This is a genomic window from Rhodospirillaceae bacterium (assembly GCA_040219235.1).
Classification (GTDB): Bacteria; Pseudomonadota; Alphaproteobacteria; order Rhodospirillales; family Rhodospirillaceae; genus WLXB01.
The window spans coordinates 117,479-133,740 of the sequence record JAVJSV010000005.1 but is presented as its reverse complement, the minus strand read 5'-3'; the positions used below and the strand labels follow the sequence as shown (position 1 = coordinate 133,740).

Sequence of the window (16,262 nt, the reverse complement as noted above, 5' to 3'; positions counted from 1 at the left end):
AACCTTCATCCGGCGGCGGTTGGACCATACTTCAGCGCCCAGGGCGATCAGGCTGGTCATCATGTTGTCGAGAACGGGATTGCCGAGGAATACGGCGCGTTCTACGTCCGATGGAATGAAGTCCGACGCATAGGTCGGGCGATCTGTCTTGAGCGTACTCGTGGTCGTGTTGGCCATGGGTTTTACTCCTCCCCAGAGTTGAGTTACCGCGCCTTCGTGATCGGGCTTATGATCGAGGCTTTCACCTTGAAGACTTGGGACGAAGTCTAAGCCGAGTCCTCAAGGGCGCTAAAGCCTATTCGAGCGAAAAAGTGAGATTTTCGCCCTTATGATCGGCGGATAACCGCGAGTCCGCAAAGCAGGTTCACGAAATAGACTGTGCAGGTTAGACTTATGCTTGTATTCCAAGGGCATACGCGTCTGAAGCTAAAATCAACGCCTATAGGCCAAATAACTCCGGCAAGGGGATGATATCCGTTGAACAGCCAAGCTGTCCCATCCTGGATAGATAAAAACATCGTCGTTTCGACGGCGGTCAGTTTTGCTGTGCCCCTTTTCGCGGCCTTGCTGCTGGGCTGGTATGGCGCTGGTATTCCAACCACCGGCATTGGCTCAGCCACGGCCATCACCTATTGGCTGGCCATTCTGTTGACCACATGGGCCGCCTTTGAACTGGGCAGTTGGGCCGCCGCCTATATTCTACGCCCGCTGACGCCAAGATTTATCACAGTGATTGTCATTGGCAGTGTGGTCGGCGGCCTCGCGGCGCGCCCGTTTGTGGTTTACATCATTGGCACTTTTCTGGGCGCCGCCCAAGGTGGCGATGGCTCACCCGTGGCCGCCCCTCAGTTCATCTGGTCGATTGAATGGATGACCAGCTTTTTGCAGGAAGCCGCCGTTATTTTGCTGCTGTGGATCGGCGCCAACCTGATGATGCGTGGGCCCTTGCATTTGCCGCGGTTTGGCTATGCGCCCCTCGGGCGTTTCGCACCCTCTGCGGACACAGACGGAAGGGCTGATGATACACCGCCGCCGGAGCCTGAATTCTTAAAACGGTTGAAAGACATTTCTCAAAACGAAATCGCCGCATTGGAAGCAGAAGACCATTATGTACGTGTACATACAATTGATGGCTCAGAGCTGATTCATTACCGCTTCACAGATGCGGTCCGCGAACAACAGGGCTGCGAAGGATTACAAGTGCACCGGTCCTTTTGGGTCAGCAAAGACGCCATCGACGTTATGGTACGGCGCGGTCGATCATTTGACATCGTGCTAAAGGGTGGCAAACGCATCCCGGTTGGGCAGACGTATAAGCAGTCCGCCGCAACCGAGTTTTTAGAGTACCTTGAGGACTAACGCGCCCGTCATCCTATTTCTCTGGTAATGCAAACGCGACCAGCGCATCGCCTAGATTTTCTGTTACCCGGGACGTGCCTCCTGCCGCAATCACCACATACTGACGGCCATCAGCCATGTAGGTCATCGGCACCGATGAGCCCATATACGGCAAGTTGGCCTGCCAGAGTTCATCGCCGCTGGACAGGTCAATGGCCCGGATTTTTTCATCCATTGTGGCCGCAATGAAAATCAACCCGCTGCCGGTGATGATAGGACCCCCGATGTTGGGTGACCCCCAACCGAAAGAGGCCGGCACGGTAATGCCAAAGCGTTTCACTTGGCCGAGGGGAATTTGCCATTTCATCTGGCCGCTGCTCATATCAATGGCGGCGAGAGTCCCCCAGGGCGTTGGCGTACAGGGAATACCCAAGGGCGACATGAAGATTTCACCCTCAACGGCATAAGGTGTGCCTTTGAGCGGTCGCGTCAGATAATCAATACGCAAAACATCTTCGTCTGCGGTATCCCCCTTGGGCACAATCTTTAGGCGGGAGGCTAGATTTTCGGCTTTAATAATCAGCGTATTGCTCTCTGGATCAAAGGCAGCTCCGCCCCAGTTGCCGCCACCAAGGGCAGACGGGAACAGCAGGGCTTCGCGCAAATCCGGTGGCGTATACAAGCCTTCGTAGCGCATCTCATCGAACTCGGATTGACACCACGCCTTGTCAAAGGGTGTCAGCCCAAACAGATCATCGCGGTTTATTTTTTGACCGGCGAAAGCCACTGGCAAAGTGGGGATCGGCTGAGTTGGGGCTGCTTCGTCCTCCGGAACATTGGTTTCAGGAGCCGGCATTTCTTCCAGCGGCCAAATCGGCTCGCCCGTGTCACGGTCAAAGGTGAACAGCCACCCCATTTTGGTTTGCAGCACTGCAACCTCACGCGGTTCACCATCCTTCTGAATAGTGACCAGCAGAGGATGGCCGACCAAATCATAGTCAAACAGATCATGGCGAACGGTTTGAAAATGCCAGGCAACGCCGCCTGTATCGGCCTCAACCGCAACCAGGGCTGTGGCATAAGGAATGGGAAAGCGACGACCGCCGCCATAATAATCAGTCGATGGACTGGTGGTTGGCAGGAAGACCAGATTTCGTTCCTGATCACCGCTCATGGTCGACCACACATTGGCTGCGCCAGACTGATCACGATAGGACTGTGGAATGGGATTAAACTCCCACTTCAACTCGCCGGTGCGCACATCCCAGCCACGCACAAACCCATCATTGGCGTCTTGCACGCCATCGTTAGAGGACGTTGCGCCAATAACGGTATCGCCAACCACGGCACCGGGAGATGGCATGCCGACGAACCCTTCACCGTGCATTTCATAATCCGCGTTGCTGACACGCCCCACATAGCCGGCATCTTCACCAAAATCCCGGCAGGCTTCGCCAGTATCCGCATCAATGGCCCAAAGATTACCTCCGCGATCTCCTTTGAAGATACGTTTCTCACAGGCATTGCCCTCTTCAGGTTCCGCTGCAGCCCAATAGGCAACGCCGCGACAGGTGCTTGAGAGGCGGTCTCCTTCAATCAGTAACTCACCGGTTTCTGGATGGGGTGTATGAGGATCAAACACCCAAACCTCTTCCCCTGTTGCCGGGTCCAGAGCAAAGACACGGTTGAACGGCGTGCAATAGTATAAAAGTCCATTAGCCTGGATCGGCACCACTTGAAGAGAAGTCCCGAACGGGTTTTGCTTGACGTCGCCAGAGCGATGTATCCAGGCCACTTCCAGGTCTGCAACATTCTCAGCGGTGATTTGATCCAAGGGCGAATACTGGCTGCCGCCGGAGTCATTGCCGAAGTTTTGCCAATCGTCACCGGACTGAGCATACCCAACCGAACTCACGCTGATGAGCGCCGCACATCCTAGAACAATTCGTTTCATTCCTAATCCCCTGTGATTCAGTCGAGCCGCCAAGGGCTGACACACAAATCCTTTTATGGGCCTATGGTGCGACGGATTACGCTTAGCGTCCAGCCCGAGTTCGTCCGGCATGTGACTATCGCGCGCGTGGGAACTGTTAACTGACTGTGGCGCTGCCAGGCGGGCGTGTGGTACCGCTCCTTTCCCCTTGAATGTGTGGTACCGTGTTACACCAATTCCCTCTGATCCTGTTTTTTACCAAGAACGCACGATTTGTAAGCTTCGGCTTCTTTCTGGCGTTGTTCTCGAGTTTTGGACAAACGTTCTACGTGGCGTTGTTCAACGGCGTTTTGAACCAAGACCTTGGCCTGTCGAGCAGTGATCTCGGCACTTTGTATGGTGCCGCAACATTTGTCAGCGCGGTGACGCTGATCTGGATTGGCAAGCTGATAGACGTTTGGGACCTGCGCGTCTTTACGATTTTTACGTTTTGCATTCTGGCTGCAGCCTGCTGGATGTTCGGCAATGCCACCGGACCCGCCACCATTATGCTGGCCATGTGGGGCCTGCGCCTGGGCGGTCAGGGTTTGATGTCGCACACGGCACTGACCAGCATGTCGCGCTACTACGAAACCGAGCGCGGTCTTGCTGTGAGCATTGCGAACATCGGATTTGCCGCGGGCGTGGCGAGCCTGCCGGTCGCGGGTGCGTATCTTTTGGTGCAATACGGCTGGCGCGGTATTTGGACCGGCAGCGCTGCGTTTTTGATGGTCATCTGCTTGCCCTTTGCTCTGTTTTTACTCCGCGGTCATAAGGCACGGCATCAAGCCCATATCGCGCAACACGAGGAGACCGATACACCGGGCGCTGAGGATGCTCCAGCACGCCGCGCCGGTTGGACGCGATCGCAGGTGTTGCGCGACCGGCGTTTCTATTTGCTGCTGCCGCTGATGATGGCCCTACCCTTCGTCGCGACCGGCATCCAGTTTCATCAAATTACACTGGTGGAAGAAAAAGGCTGGCTGCTGGCGACCTTTGCCTCGGGGTATTTCGTCTCAGCAACCTTCAGCGTGATCGGCGGTTTAAGTTTCGGCGGATGGGTCACCCGGCTTGGCGGGGTCAGTGCCCTGGTGCCCTGGTTCATGGTCCCGCTGGCCTTGTCCATGGCCTTGCTTGTGGCCTTTGACTCCCCCCTGATGATTTGGGCTTACATGATTACTAATGGCCTCAGCGGCGGCATGTTCGGTGTGGTTCATAATGTGATCTGGGCCGAATTGTATGGCACCCAATACCTGGGGGCGATTCGCTCGCTGGTCAGCTCGAGCACGATTTTTGCCGCCGCCTTAGCCCCAGCGGTGATGGGGTGGTTGTTGGATGCGGGCTGGTCTGTCCGGCTGCTCGCCGCCGCCAGCCTAGCTTACGTCGTGATTTCTATGGTGATTGCAACGCGAGTGAAGATTGAGAGCCTCTCTCCGCCGGCCCCTTAACCTGCCCCATGCACGCTCACTGCACGAGCATATTAGCAAGTCCTACCCTGTAGTTGCAGGAAGGGTTTTAAAACTACCCCTCATCTGATCTTGTCACTTAAGAAGCAGGTCATAAATCAGTGGCCACAAATCAGAGGCCATAAATCAAGGACGCCCGAATTATGCTGATGCTGACCCAATCTTCCTGGTCTCCCAATGATGCACCCGAGTTATATGCGCTCGTCGCGGCGGCGGCGCGCGAGGCGGTACGCCAATCTGAAAGTGGTTCTCCGGATGTCTTGTTGCTTCTGCCACATGCCCCTTTAGGGGACGCTGCAGCGCTTCGTGAAGAAGACATTATGGACGTTGTGAAATCAGCCGCAACGACGAACAAAATGCATCTTGCAGGTTCAGCCGTCATGCAAGCGGAAGGCGCATCCGCGCCGCAGACGATCGGGTTCGTCGTTGCCTCTAATGGTGATGTATTACTGCGCACTCTGAAAATTTCACCTGACCTCATTGAAGGCTTCACCGACACCACTTCTGCTATGGGTCAACCTGCGGAATTTCCTGTCGCCGCATTGCCTTTTGCCAAGGTCGGCATGCTGTGCGGCGAAGACATTCACTTTCCACAGTATGGCCGGGCGCTCGCTTTTCACGGGGCAGAGGTTATTTTGAACCCCTGTGTGGAACGTTCAGATCAACAGTTTGATCATCGCGTGATGTCGCGCTTTGGGCGCGCCAGCGAAAGCGTCGCGTATGTGGCCGTGGCAAGCCCTGCCGAAATGAACGATGGCGGCATCAAAGTTAAACTGCCGTCCGCGACGGCCCTTTACCCATGGGAGCGTGAGGCCACGGCCGTGCGTGGGGATGAAACCTTCGTGATTCCTGACATTGATATGCAGCTGCTGCGCCGTCGCCGTGTAACGCCGCAAGGCAGCTTTCCAGCGATTGTGCGTGCTGACGTCTACGGCCGTGGCTACAAAATTGCTAAAGAAACCGATAAAATTCCAGCAGCCCCGACCACCCGTGATGGCTGGCTTAAAGAAGCCGAGCGCCGCCTGGCCACAGAAGCCGAGGTGCGCGGACCAAAACATCCAAACCCAGAGTTTCAATACGATTGTATGCTGGTACAAACCGTCGCCCGTTTGATTCCCATCGGCGGCAATGCGGATCCGCGTGAAATCATTCGCAAGAATCTGGATGAACATCTGTCGAACGCTGGGAGCCGTTTGTCTGTTCCCACCATGCGTTTGTGTGTCTTCCCAGAGTTTTGGCTGACGGGACCCGGCGGTATTGGCGGCGTGCAACGCACGGTGCAGAACCTGGAACGGATGGCGATTTCCGAGGGTGATGAAATTTTCGATATCATCGGAAAGTTTGCCCAGGAATATAATGTCTATGTCGCCTTCCAGAATTTCGAAGTGCACCCGAAGCTGCCGGGGCGCGTGTTTAACTCAGCGTTCCTGATCGACGACCAGGGCAATCATGTGCACACTTACCGCAAAAACCAATGCGCCGATGTCTGGGGCTTGTTGCCAGATACCACGCCGGGGTCCGTGCTGGATGAATACCTGGACCTATTTGGCTATGACGCCTTATTCCCGGTTGCGGACACCCCCATCGGTAAACTTGCCAACATGGTGTGTTTCGACAACATGAGCCCTGAAGTCGCGGGCGGACTGCGCCGCCAAGGGGCAGAGGTTATTCTGCACTCGACCTCCGAACCCCATGGCGGTGAAGGCCGACGTGCCTGGGACAACGCCCGCCGCACCCGCGCCATGGAAAACTGTGCCTACATGCTCTCCGCCATGGACGGCGGCGAGTACAAGTCACACGACTCCGAACACATGACCTTCTTCCGACGCGGCCATACGCGCCTGGTTAACTTCGACGGCAGCTTACAAGGCACTGTTGATGGCCCAGGTCCGGTTTTACTGCGCGCCCATATTGACCTCGGCGCTTTGAGACGTGCGCGCGCCAACCCGCGCACCAACTTCCAACTGTGGAATGATCCTGCCGTTTATGCGGATACGTATTCCCCGGACATGGGCTTCCCCAGCAACATGTGGGCGGGCGATCCGTACGACAATCCCTACATCGGGGCGAAAGCCATGATCGAACGGATTGAAAGCTACGTGGAGCAAGGTATCTACACGCCGCCAGTCTCGCAACTGAGCGCAGAGACGAAGAGTCGCACATCTGACGTGATGTAGCTTTACAGACCCGCGCCACAAATTCAGAGGTTCGCCACGCGGGTGAACCTCTGATCAGCGGTGACCGGGCGCATAAGTCGAGGTAAACACATTCATCGTTGGTGATGAATGAGGATATAAGCCCCTGTGAGCAAAATTGGCGAGGCCATTCCCCGTTTCGAAGATGACCGCCTGCTGCGTGGTAACGGAAGCTATACGGATGATGCCGTGCAGCCCGGTGACGCGCATATGGTGTTGGTCCGTTCACCTGTTGCGGCAGGAAAAATCGCCACCATCGACATAGACGCCGCAAAAGAGTGTCCAGGCGTCTTGGGAATCTACACCAGAACAGACTTAGATGCTGATGGGATTGGACTGTTTACCACACCCTTCCCCTTTAAACGCCGCGACGGGACGGAGATGTATCGCCCTACCTTCGGATTATTGGCAAGAGATGCCGTTAAGTATGTCGGCGATCCCGTTGTTGCGATAATTGCCGAGACACTGGATCAGGCCGAAGAGGCCGCCGAGCAGGTGCTGATCGATTACGATGATGAACCGGCTGTCACCTCAGGTAAGGCCGCGCTTCAAGATGACTCGCCATCTGTCTGGGAGCAGGTCCCTGGCAATGAAGCCTTTGTTGTTGAGCGTGGAGACCGCGGCGCCACAGATGCAGCGTTCGCAAATGCCAAAAAAATCATCGAACTGAACCTAGATATAACGCGGGTTACGGCCAACCCGATTGAGCCGCGAAGCGCCATTGGCAGTTTTGACCAAGAGACAAACCGTTATCTATTGCGCTCGGCATCACAGACACCTCACAGATTACGAGACACCCTGGCCAACGATATTTTGAAGATATCGCCAGAACGCATCCATGTAATTTCTGCCGATATCGGCGGTGCCTTCGGGATGAAAAACAACGTCTTCCCTGAACAGGGTCTGGTGTTGTGGGCGGCAAAAAAACTGAGCCGCACTGTGGTCTGGCGCTCAAACCGCATCGAAGGATTCCAATCTGACTTTCAAGGCCGGGACAATTGGGTCAATGCGAAACTGGCGGTGGAGGGAGATGGAACATTTCTGGCCATCAAGGTGCGCTTGATCGGAAACCTCGGGGCTTATCTCAGTGCAACCACCCCGCACCCCCCCACCGCAAACGTGGGCGGCATGATCGGGCCGTACGGCATCAAAGCTGCACATATTGAAGTGATTGGTGTTCACACCAACGTCCCGCCGCTGGCACCGTATCGTGGCGCAGGCCGCCCAGAAGCGACATACGTTATCGAGCGCTTGGTCGATGAAGCAGCACGGCAATTGAACGCGGACCCTATCGCGTTGCGACGGATGAACATGCTGACGCCAGAGCAACTGCCGCATACCACACCATTAGGCATGATTTACGACAGTGGGGCCTTCGCCAAAGTTTTGGCAGAAGGCGTAGAGGCCGCAGATTGGGATGGCTTCTCAACCCGTCAAGGCGAGAGCCGCGCACGCGGACGACTACGTGGCAGAGGGCTTGTGTATTCCATCGAAATCGCCGGCGGCCCGCAAGGCGCGCACATGCCAGAAACCATGGACATCCGCCTAGCCAAAAATGGGGATGTTACCGTCTTTGCCGGATCAAAAGAAATGGGCACCGGTCATGGCACCGCTTACCGGCAAATCCTGGCAGAGCAATTAGGCTTGGACCCTGCCCGGGTGACCGTGATTGACGGCGATACCGATACGGTTATCAGCAGCACAGGATCGTTTGGGTCACGCAGCATGATTGCCGCTGGCACCGCGATGACTGCCGCATCTCAGCGCATCATCGAAGCGGGCAAACCGATTGCGGCGGACGCGCTTGAGGCTGCCGAGATTGATATAGAGTTTTCTTCCGGTGCTTTTCGCGTGGTTGGCACAGATCGCGAGATAACACTGCATGACTTGGCGCAGCATGCTGACGGGACATTGAATACTTCTGTCACCAAGAAAGCCGATGGTCCGACTTACCCAAATGGCTGTCACGTCTGTGAAGTCGAGATTGACCCAGACACTGGCGTCACAACCCTGGTCAAATATGTTGTGGTTGATGACGTTGGCACTGTGATCAACCCGATGATCGTTAAAGGCCAACTGCACGGTGGTATTGCGCAAGGCGCTGGACAAGCCCTGATGGAACAGATTGTCTTCGATAACGATGGCCAGCTCATTACCGGCAGCTTCTTAGACTATGCCATGCCGCGTGCCGACGACATGCCGACTTTTGAAGTGGAAACCAGCCCTGTGCCGACGACCATGAACCCCTTGGGCGTGAAAGGGGCCGGTGAGGCCGGAACCGTTGGTGCCCTGCCCGTTGTGGTGATTGCCGCGCTTGATGCGCTGAGACCGTTGGGGGTGTCGCACATCGATATGCCTCTGACACCCGAGCGCGTATGGCGCGCCATTGCAGACGCACAGCGCTAAGACTTCACATCCCCCCGGTTAGCGTTGGCGCCACGGCCCCGGGCGCACAACCAATGGTTCCCCGATGTCACACTCAAGGGCGTTGCGATTCCAGGCACCTGTTGTTGCCGCGGCATCGAATGTGGAGGTCAGGAAGGACAGCAAGACCGCATCCGGATCTGACGCCGTTCTTACGACTTCATAGGGCAACAAAAATTCACCCAATTCTTTATGAAAATAAGCCTCAGCCGGTTCTACTTTGGCGTCCGCAAATCCATCCGGTGTGGGCGCCGCATAAGAGTAAAACATCGGCTGATCAAAGCCGTTACCGCCTGGCCAGAACCCGGCGCTGGACACGACGTGGGAATAGGCTTCACGGGTGACATCGTCCGGCAAATTGGGAATACCACCTGGGTGTAAAGGGGCCTCGCCGCCCGAAAAGCGCGTCACCGCCATATCAAAACTGCCCCAGAACAAATGCACCGGACTGACTTTGCCGATGTATCCTGTGCGAAACTTTTTGAACACCCGATCGACCTGAATCAGCAGCCGCCAATAGCGTTCGACGTAGACCTCTTTGTAGGACATGTGCACGGTGTCTTCGGCAAAGGGGATCGGGTCCGGCACTTCATTGGGGCTACCATGAATTTTAATCGGCATGCCTAAATCTTCCAGGGCCGCCATGACGCCTTTGTAGAAACTGGCCACGGATTGTCCGGCCAGCGGAATGCTGCGCTGGATGCCCTCGGCACAATGAATAACCAGAAGATGATCGAGCAGTTGAAAATCGATCTGGAACACACGTGACTTATACGCGAGTGGCGACGTGGTCAGCCCCCGCGCCGTGGTATAGAGCGTGGCGTGCCAGGAGTGATTCCACCAGGGCTCAACCGCCAGGCGCACCTTGCCAACAATTTGTGTAAACAGATGCAGAGTCGTGCAGGTTTCAGCCCACTCGTTGTAGGGCAATTCAGGCCATGTTTCCGGGGTAATTTCTTGTCTCTCAAGCATAACCTGAACACTCCTTGTGCTAACGTGAATGATCTTGATCTTATGCCGCGAGGTCAAACACTAACACTTCGGCACCTGTTTGGGAGGACAGCGTAATGCTGGTTTCATCTGTAACGGCAGCGCCATCACCCTCGCGCAATTCTGTATCATTGATGTTCACACACCCCTGAACCACCTGCACCCAAATCTGACGACCGCGCGCGATGGTGTGCGTCACCTCGCTCCCTGCCGTAAGCATGGTTGCGTAGATGCTGACGTCTTGATGCACTTTGACAGCACCATTCTGTCCGTCCTGGCTGGCCACACGCCTTAAAGTATCTGTGCGCTCTCTTTGGGAAAAATTTTTTTGCTCATAGCTAGGCTTGAGCCCGGCCTGCTCTGGTGTAATCCAGACTTGCAGGAAACGCGCGCCCTCATCTTTGCTTGGGTTAAACTCGGAATGCGTTACGCCCGTTCCAGCTGACATACGTTGCACATCACCGGGGCGAATAATTGACCCGGTCCCCATGCTATCCTTATGTTCCACTGCGCCGCTCACCACGTATGAAATAATTTCCATATCGCGATGGCCATGGGTGGGAAAACCAGCCCCCGGTATGATGCGGTCATCATTAATCACTCTGAGCGCGCCAAAGCCCATGTTGGCGGGGTCATGGTACGCGCCAAAAGAAAACGTATGGTGGCTATCGAGCCAGCCGGTTTTTGTGTGACCTCGATCATTACGGTCTCTGACGGTAATCATGCCCTTCTCCTATCGTTGGGCCTGTTTTGAGAGGATTTGAATACAAAGCAGGCTTGCTAAAACATCACTGGCACCGATATAGGAGGTATAGTTACTCAGAGAAAGTAGTTGCCTTTTGGTAAGTAGACTTGGACATATGAGAGATACAATGCCGACAGCAACGAACAAAAAGTCTGAGAGCAAAGGCTGTCCTATGGACAGTGTCCTGCGCGTGCTGTGGAAAGAATGGACAACGCATATTCTTTGGACCCTGAGCACAGAAGGTCCGACACGCTTTAATCACCTTAACCGGCTCGTGGAAGGCATTTCACCGAAAGTGCTGACGGACCGGCTGCGGCAGATGGAAGCCGACGGCTTGATCTGGCGAGAACACGTGGCGAGCATACCACCCGCCGTCACCTATGGACTGACCGAGAAAGGCAAAGATTTCGATAGCGTATTGAAAGCGTTTGAAGCCGTAGCCGTGAAATGGGGCGATGGGCAGCGTGGTTAGAAATCAGGCCCTAGAATTTACAGCATACCGCAAAGCAATTGAGAAATAGTCTGAGTGATGTGAGAATGGACTTAAACTGAGGTCGGTCCACATAACTTCACGAGGTTTTCATGGCAGGTTCTGATCAAGACAAGAGATCAAAAAAACACGATCTCGTCCCTTTTTGGATTATGGGTTGCCTGGTCCTGCTCGTGATTTTTATAGCCTGGTACGGCCCCTAAAGCCTAAGGCACTGCGGTGCTCTTGTGTCAGACGGCTACTTCGACCTTGGTTTAGCTTGAGGTTTAGGCTTAGCCTTTGAAGTGCCAAAAAATTTAGCAATTTTGGAAAAGACTCCGACTCCCGGTTCGACGGTAGTCGCTTTTTTATCAAATGCCGCTTGGCCATAAATAAAACGCAGCTTGAAGCTGTCGCGGTCTGCCTCATTATCAAAAACAATTAGATAGTTTTTCTTGGACATATCATCAGAGACGCTGTCCATTTGAATAGACCACGGCCCCTTAATATTGAGCTTCAACCAATTCTCGACGGGAGCAATTCTGCCCGCCGTAGAAAACTTCACGCGGAACTTTGCCGCAGTCATGCTTTGACCTTTCGGCGGCCTAGACCTGAACAACAGGCCAGTCTAAGAGCGATGCTATCAGCCGCTAAAGTTTAGCATACCACTTTATTGTGACATGTGGTTGGGATTGTTATCAGTAGTATTTTTTAGGTGGAGCGGGTGAAGGGAATCGAACCCTCGTCTCAAGCTTGGGAAGCTCGCGTTCTACCATTGAACCACACCCGCAATAGTCTAAACCTGACGGTTAATCTTAGCTGATAATCATCATATCACCAGGGCAATTCGGTACCGTCAAAATTATAAAAAGTGGCAGACTCCTCCAGGGATACATTGTTAATCACTTCGGCCATTTCATCGACCGCCAATGTGGTGGTTCTAAGCGGCATGCGCCCCCGCGCTGCGGCCATCATATCCGTATCAACCGGGCCAGGATTAACCAGCACAACTGTCACACCTTGCTCCTTCAAAGTGTGCGAGATGTTTTTCATGACCATATTCACAGCCGCCTTACTGGCCCGATAAAAAGGCTGACGATTGCTTGTTACGCGAGCGATAGAGCCTTCACTTGAGGTGACGACGGCGACCTTCTTTTCCTTGCTCGCGGAGACATGCCCTGTAAACGCCTCTGTTATTTTCAGCGGGCCTCGCACATTGGTGTTCATCACTGCCTCAAATGTGGAATAGTCGATGGAGCCGAAACGTTGAAGGTCTGGCCGCCCCGTAATGCCCGCGTTGTTGACTAAGATATCAATTGGCGTGCCCCGGTATTTTTCGGCCAGGCGATCAATTTGATCGAACGCGTTGACATCTAATGGCTCAACCAGAATTTTTGAATTTTCTTTAGCCAACGCTTGCAACTCAGCGGCCTCAGATGGCTCCCGAGCCGTTGCGATGACAGTATACCCCTCTTCCGCATAGTGCCTGACAAACTCTAAACCAATACCGCGATTAGCACCTGTAATAAGCACCGTTCCGGCACTGGCTGAGGCAACAACAGAAGCAGAAAGCACCAAGCCGAGCAACACAACCCGCAAAGTTTGACCAAACACTTCAGCAATTGAAAAGGTCATAAGAATCTCCTTCCCGCTCAAAGCGGTAATAGCGTTGTAGCCTTCAGTTCATGGCTAATAAAATTGCATTAACGCTTTGCTATTATCCAGACGGCATGGACAATACCGGGAATGTAGCCAAGCAGCGTGAGCAGGATGTTAATCCAAAACGGCCAGCCAATGCCGACCTGCAAAAAGACGCCAACAGGCGGCAGAATGATTGCAAAAATAATACGGATGATATCCATAATTCCCCCAATGCGGCGCACAAATGTTTACACCAAAATAGCTGGCGCAGCTTAGACCATCGTAACCCTGACGTCATAGTACAAGTTTGGCAGCCTGTTTTATAAAGCATTCGTTGCAACAAAACAGGATTTCGCCGAAAGTCCGAGAATGGACGAAACACTTACACTTTATATGAGCTTGGCGATGCTCACGGCCGGTCTTGGAGCTTTGGCGTGGATCGACTTCAAGACAGGATATCTGCCCGATACATTGCAAATCGCGCTGACACTGGCTGCACTTGCGGTACTCGCTCTTGGGTCGCCGATCGGCATAACGTGGACCAGTGCTGTGCTGGGCGCCGCCTTGAATGGCGGTGTCTTTTGGGCCCTACGCTGGGTCATGACCCGCGTTAAGGGCCGGGAAGCTATGGGCTTCGGCGATGTGAAATTGGTATTCGTGGGGGGGCTTTGGCTCGGCCCGTGGGCGTTGCCTTACATTATGGCACTCTCGGGACTGCTCACCTTAATCACCGTCGGCCTTGCGGCGTTAATTCTACGTAAGCCCACATGGCAAGGCGAAATACCGCTGGGGCCAGGTCTCGCCATCGGCATACTGGCGTCTTACGTCGCGGCTCTTGCTGGAGTCTCCGGCATTACCGGGCCGGCCCCATTATGAGCATGTCATGAGAGTTGCCGTTATTACCCCCTACCACACTGAACCGCTGGAGATGCTGAAACGCGCCCATGACAGCGTTGCCAAACAAACATACATATGCACCCATTACATGGTAGCCGATGGTCATGCCCGTTCAGAAATTGACTCCTGGGATGTTCGACATATTCCCCTGCCGATAGAACACAATAACAATGGCAATACCCCGCGCGCGATTGGCAGCATGGATGCCATTGGCGATAACTTTGAGGCTATTGCCTATCTCGATGCCGACAATTGGTTTGATCCGGATCACATCGAGAATTTAATGGCCCTTCATGAGGAATCCGGTGCTGATGTTGTGTCAAGCGGTCGGGTTATTCATGCGATCGACGGGACTGTTTTATTACCAAACGGCGAATCTGGCGACGGTGAGCGGCACGCAGACACGAGTGCATTTATCGTGTTCCAAAGTGGTTTCCCGGTGCTGCCAATCTGGGCCTTGATGCCAGATGAACTCGGGCCAAACTGTGACCGCGTGTTTTATCAAGCGGCGTTGCGTATTGGCCTCAAACATGCGCACTCACCCAAACCCACAATGCATTTTACCAGCCGGTATGGTGTTCATTACCGGGCGGCCGGACTTGAAGTCCCCGAGGATGCAAATGCTATGGCGGGCATGAAGGTATCTGAAGATTTCATGCGCCGCATGACCGCCCTGGGATGTAAAGATATCATGTCGCGCCACCATGTCGCAGAAACGCTGAACCAGCTCCAGGCTAGCCCGATTACAATCATCATTCTTGGTGATGAAGCTGAAATGGACGATGACGATAAAAGGGTTGTTGACGAACTTGAGCAGGAGTTGGGGTCTGACGCGGAGTTTTATTTCTCGTCTGCGGAAGAACTTATAGATGAAGCGGAAATCACCAAGACAAGAAGAAATGTTTTTGTGCTTGTTTTTGAATTGATGATTTCAAACTGGGCCCGCCTGGATGACATAATGGAAAAACGTACAGAGCTATTTTTTTATTATATCCGAAGGCCGAATTCTTTGGCATCCTTAGAAGTGACACGGCCAATTGATAGCCGGGCTTCACTAATACTAGTGGAAAATAAAACGCTCTTCAAAAAATACCACTGGGGAAACCGATATGGAGCGGGACATGTCATGATTGTAAACACAATTACTGACACGAGTGACACTCTAAGTTCAGCCGTAATTCGAGCGATTCGCACGTCCGCAAAATCATGAGTTGCTTCTATAACTCCACTTGTCAGGTTAGAAATATTATTCTGTTTTGCGAATTTTGTTAACTAGGCTTAAAACAGTATAAGCATAAAAAAATATTTGAAAAAAGTTAACTTGATTTATTATAGTCACTTCTTGGGTCGCGCATCGAATAAGCTTCGTCAAAGGGCCTCTTAGATTCGTCAATGGTGTAACCACGGCCTTCTCTATGCTTTCTAATTACTAAATCTCCGCCACCAAGTACAAGACTAGTAAACCCTTTCTGGTAATTTCGATAATTAAGGCCCGCAGTCTGAAATGTTGAAATTGGATACTCGTCAGTGTCGTAACCTTTTAACACAGAAACCCAATGCACAGTCGGGGCGCATCTGAAGCAACTATTCGCACCTCCAATTTGCAGCAATGGTAACGACAGGTTTGCCACACATAAATGACCGTCATCGGTTCTAACAAGATTCTGCATGTAAGGCTGCCCCCAACAAAAAGGACAGGCCGTGAACAAGCCAAACCTAAGCCCTATGGGACCGCTCTTGCCATAGTATTTTTTCATTGCACCGATGGCAATTTGAACGAGACCTTCCGTAAACCCGTGGTCATCTTCAAGCATACATATATACTCAGGCGCGTAGAGTTCTACGGCAGCACTAAGGGCTATATTTCTTGCAAATCCCATCGAGAACGAAGAACATTGAATGATGGGAAACTCATCCGGGTGTTCCATCATACTTACAATCAGTTGAAACATTTTCACTCGATTGGCTTGACTGGAATCAACTACAATTAAACCGGAATTGGTCGCACGGCATTCAGTCAGAACTGTAGGCAAAATCTCAGCTACTGTGTCTAAGTCCTCAAAGCAAAAATATAGGGTAACAAACTGCTTAGGATTGGTCATTATGGCGCCTACTAATTAACGAA

14 protein-coding genes and 1 tRNA gene are annotated in these 16,262 nt (G+C 53.3%); 7 read left to right on the top strand and 8 right to left on the bottom strand.

Annotation, left to right across the window (positions count from 1 at the left end; all coding sequences use genetic code 11):
- Positions 1-477 precede the first annotated feature (477 nt).
- On the top strand, positions 478-1,359 hold the full coding sequence (locus tag RIC29_02060) for a LytTR family DNA-binding domain-containing protein (protein MEQ8733681.1): 882 nt from the start codon (positions 478-480) through the stop codon (positions 1,357-1,359).
- Positions 1,360-1,372: 13 nt separating this feature from the next.
- On the opposite strand, the gene RIC29_02055 is transcribed toward RIC29_02060, so the two are convergent.
- The gene (locus RIC29_02055; GenBank protein MEQ8733680.1) at positions 1,373-3,292 is read right to left on the bottom strand and encodes a pyrroloquinoline quinone-dependent dehydrogenase; all 1,920 of its coding nucleotides are present in this window, start codon (positions 3,290-3,292) and stop codon (positions 1,373-1,375) included.
- Positions 3,293-3,495: 203 nt separating this feature from the next.
- Here RIC29_02055 and RIC29_02050 point away from each other — a divergent pair, with 203 nt between their 5' ends.
- The 3 genes from RIC29_02050 to RIC29_02040 all read left to right on the top strand — a co-directional run bounded on the left by RIC29_02050 (position 3,496) and on the right by RIC29_02040 (position 9,377).
- Positions 3,496-4,758 (top strand): MFS transporter, encoded by a 1,263-nt coding sequence (locus RIC29_02050; protein ID MEQ8733679.1) that lies wholly within the window; start codon positions 3,496-3,498, stop codon positions 4,756-4,758.
- A gap of 161 nt (positions 4,759-4,919) precedes the next feature.
- Complete coding sequence (locus RIC29_02045) at positions 4,920-6,953, top strand: nitrilase-related carbon-nitrogen hydrolase (protein ID MEQ8733678.1); 2,034 nt, start codon at positions 4,920-4,922, stop codon at positions 6,951-6,953.
- Between the two features lie 126 nt (positions 6,954-7,079).
- A complete protein-coding gene (locus RIC29_02040; protein MEQ8733677.1) occupies positions 7,080-9,377 on the top strand; it encodes a xanthine dehydrogenase family protein molybdopterin-binding subunit in 2,298 nt (765 codons plus the stop codon).
- A gap of 18 nt (positions 9,378-9,395) precedes the next feature.
- Here the strand turns inward: RIC29_02040 and RIC29_02035 are convergent, their stop codons facing one another.
- Positions 9,396-10,367, bottom strand: a complete 972-nt coding sequence (locus RIC29_02035) for a DUF5996 family protein (GenBank protein MEQ8733676.1) — start codon at positions 10,365-10,367, stop codon at positions 9,396-9,398.
- 40 nt (positions 10,368-10,407) lie between these two features.
- Entirely contained in the window at positions 10,408-11,109 is a 702-nt protein-coding gene (locus RIC29_02030) for a pirin family protein (protein MEQ8733675.1), read from the bottom strand.
- A 148-nt stretch (positions 11,110-11,257) separates the two neighbouring features.
- Between RIC29_02030 and RIC29_02025 the strand changes: the two genes are divergently transcribed.
- Positions 11,258-11,602, top strand: a complete 345-nt coding sequence (locus tag RIC29_02025) for a helix-turn-helix domain-containing protein (protein ID MEQ8733674.1) — start codon at positions 11,258-11,260, stop codon at positions 11,600-11,602.
- 256 nt (positions 11,603-11,858) lie between these two features.
- On the opposite strand, the gene RIC29_02020 is transcribed toward RIC29_02025, so the two are convergent.
- From RIC29_02020 to RIC29_02005, 4 genes are all read right to left on the bottom strand, one after another.
- On the bottom strand, positions 11,859-12,185 hold the full coding sequence (locus RIC29_02020; GenBank protein ID MEQ8733673.1) for a hypothetical protein: 327 nt from the start codon (positions 12,183-12,185) through the stop codon (positions 11,859-11,861).
- Between the two features lie 130 nt (positions 12,186-12,315).
- A tRNA-Gly gene (locus tag RIC29_02015) sits at positions 12,316-12,389 on the bottom strand.
- A 44-nt stretch (positions 12,390-12,433) separates the two neighbouring features.
- On the bottom strand, positions 12,434-13,234 hold the full coding sequence (locus tag RIC29_02010) for an SDR family oxidoreductase (GenBank protein ID MEQ8733672.1): 801 nt from the start codon (positions 13,232-13,234) through the stop codon (positions 12,434-12,436).
- A gap of 68 nt (positions 13,235-13,302) precedes the next feature.
- Positions 13,303-13,461 carry a YqaE/Pmp3 family membrane protein gene (locus RIC29_02005; GenBank protein ID MEQ8733671.1) on the bottom strand — a complete coding sequence of 53 codons (159 nt, stop codon included), beginning with the start codon at positions 13,459-13,461 and terminating at the stop codon, positions 13,303-13,305.
- Positions 13,462-13,609: 148 nt separating this feature from the next.
- Here RIC29_02005 and RIC29_02000 point away from each other — a divergent pair, with 148 nt between their 5' ends.
- Both RIC29_02000 and RIC29_01995 read left to right on the top strand, forming a co-directional pair.
- Complete coding sequence (locus RIC29_02000; protein ID MEQ8733670.1) at positions 13,610-14,116, top strand: A24 family peptidase; 507 nt, start codon at positions 13,610-13,612, stop codon at positions 14,114-14,116.
- A gap of 7 nt (positions 14,117-14,123) precedes the next feature.
- A complete protein-coding gene (locus tag RIC29_01995) occupies positions 14,124-15,347 on the top strand; it encodes a glycosyltransferase family A protein (protein ID MEQ8733669.1) in 1,224 nt (407 codons plus the stop codon).
- Between the two features lie 106 nt (positions 15,348-15,453).
- Here RIC29_01995 and RIC29_01990 read toward each other — a convergent pair whose 3' ends face one another.
- A complete protein-coding gene (locus tag RIC29_01990) occupies positions 15,454-16,239 on the bottom strand; it encodes a hypothetical protein (protein MEQ8733668.1) in 786 nt (261 codons plus the stop codon).
- Positions 16,240-16,262 lie beyond the last annotated feature (23 nt).

Bases quoted from the DNA above. Each gene is read 5' to 3' on its own strand.
- RIC29_02055 (MEQ8733680.1), bottom strand. From the start codon at position 3,292: ATGAAACGAATTGTTCTAGGATGTGCGGCGCTCATCAGCGTGAGTTCG.
- RIC29_02045 (MEQ8733678.1), top strand. From the start codon at position 4,920: ATGCTGATGCTGACCCAATCTTCCTGGTCTCCCAATGATGCACCCGAG.
- RIC29_02035 (MEQ8733676.1), bottom strand. From the start codon at position 10,367: ATGCTTGAGAGACAAGAAATTACCCCGGAAACATGGCCTGAATTGCCC.
- RIC29_02030 (MEQ8733675.1), bottom strand. From the start codon at position 11,109: ATGATTACCGTCAGAGACCGTAATGATCGAGGTCACACAAAAACCGGC.
- RIC29_02025 (MEQ8733674.1), top strand. From the start codon at position 11,258: ATGCCGACAGCAACGAACAAAAAGTCTGAGAGCAAAGGCTGTCCTATG.
- RIC29_02020 (MEQ8733673.1), bottom strand. From the start codon at position 12,185: ATGACTGCGGCAAAGTTCCGCGTGAAGTTTTCTACGGCGGGCAGAATT.
- RIC29_02010 (MEQ8733672.1), bottom strand. From the start codon at position 13,234: ATGACCTTTTCAATTGCTGAAGTGTTTGGTCAAACTTTGCGGGTTGTG.
- RIC29_02005 (MEQ8733671.1), bottom strand. From the start codon at position 13,461: ATGGATATCATCCGTATTATTTTTGCAATCATTCTGCCGCCTGTTGGC.
- RIC29_02000 (MEQ8733670.1), top strand. From the start codon at position 13,610: ATGGACGAAACACTTACACTTTATATGAGCTTGGCGATGCTCACGGCC.
- RIC29_01995 (MEQ8733669.1), top strand. From the start codon at position 14,124: ATGAGAGTTGCCGTTATTACCCCCTACCACACTGAACCGCTGGAGATG.
- RIC29_01990 (MEQ8733668.1), bottom strand. From the start codon at position 16,239: ATGACCAATCCTAAGCAGTTTGTTACCCTATATTTTTGCTTTGAGGAC.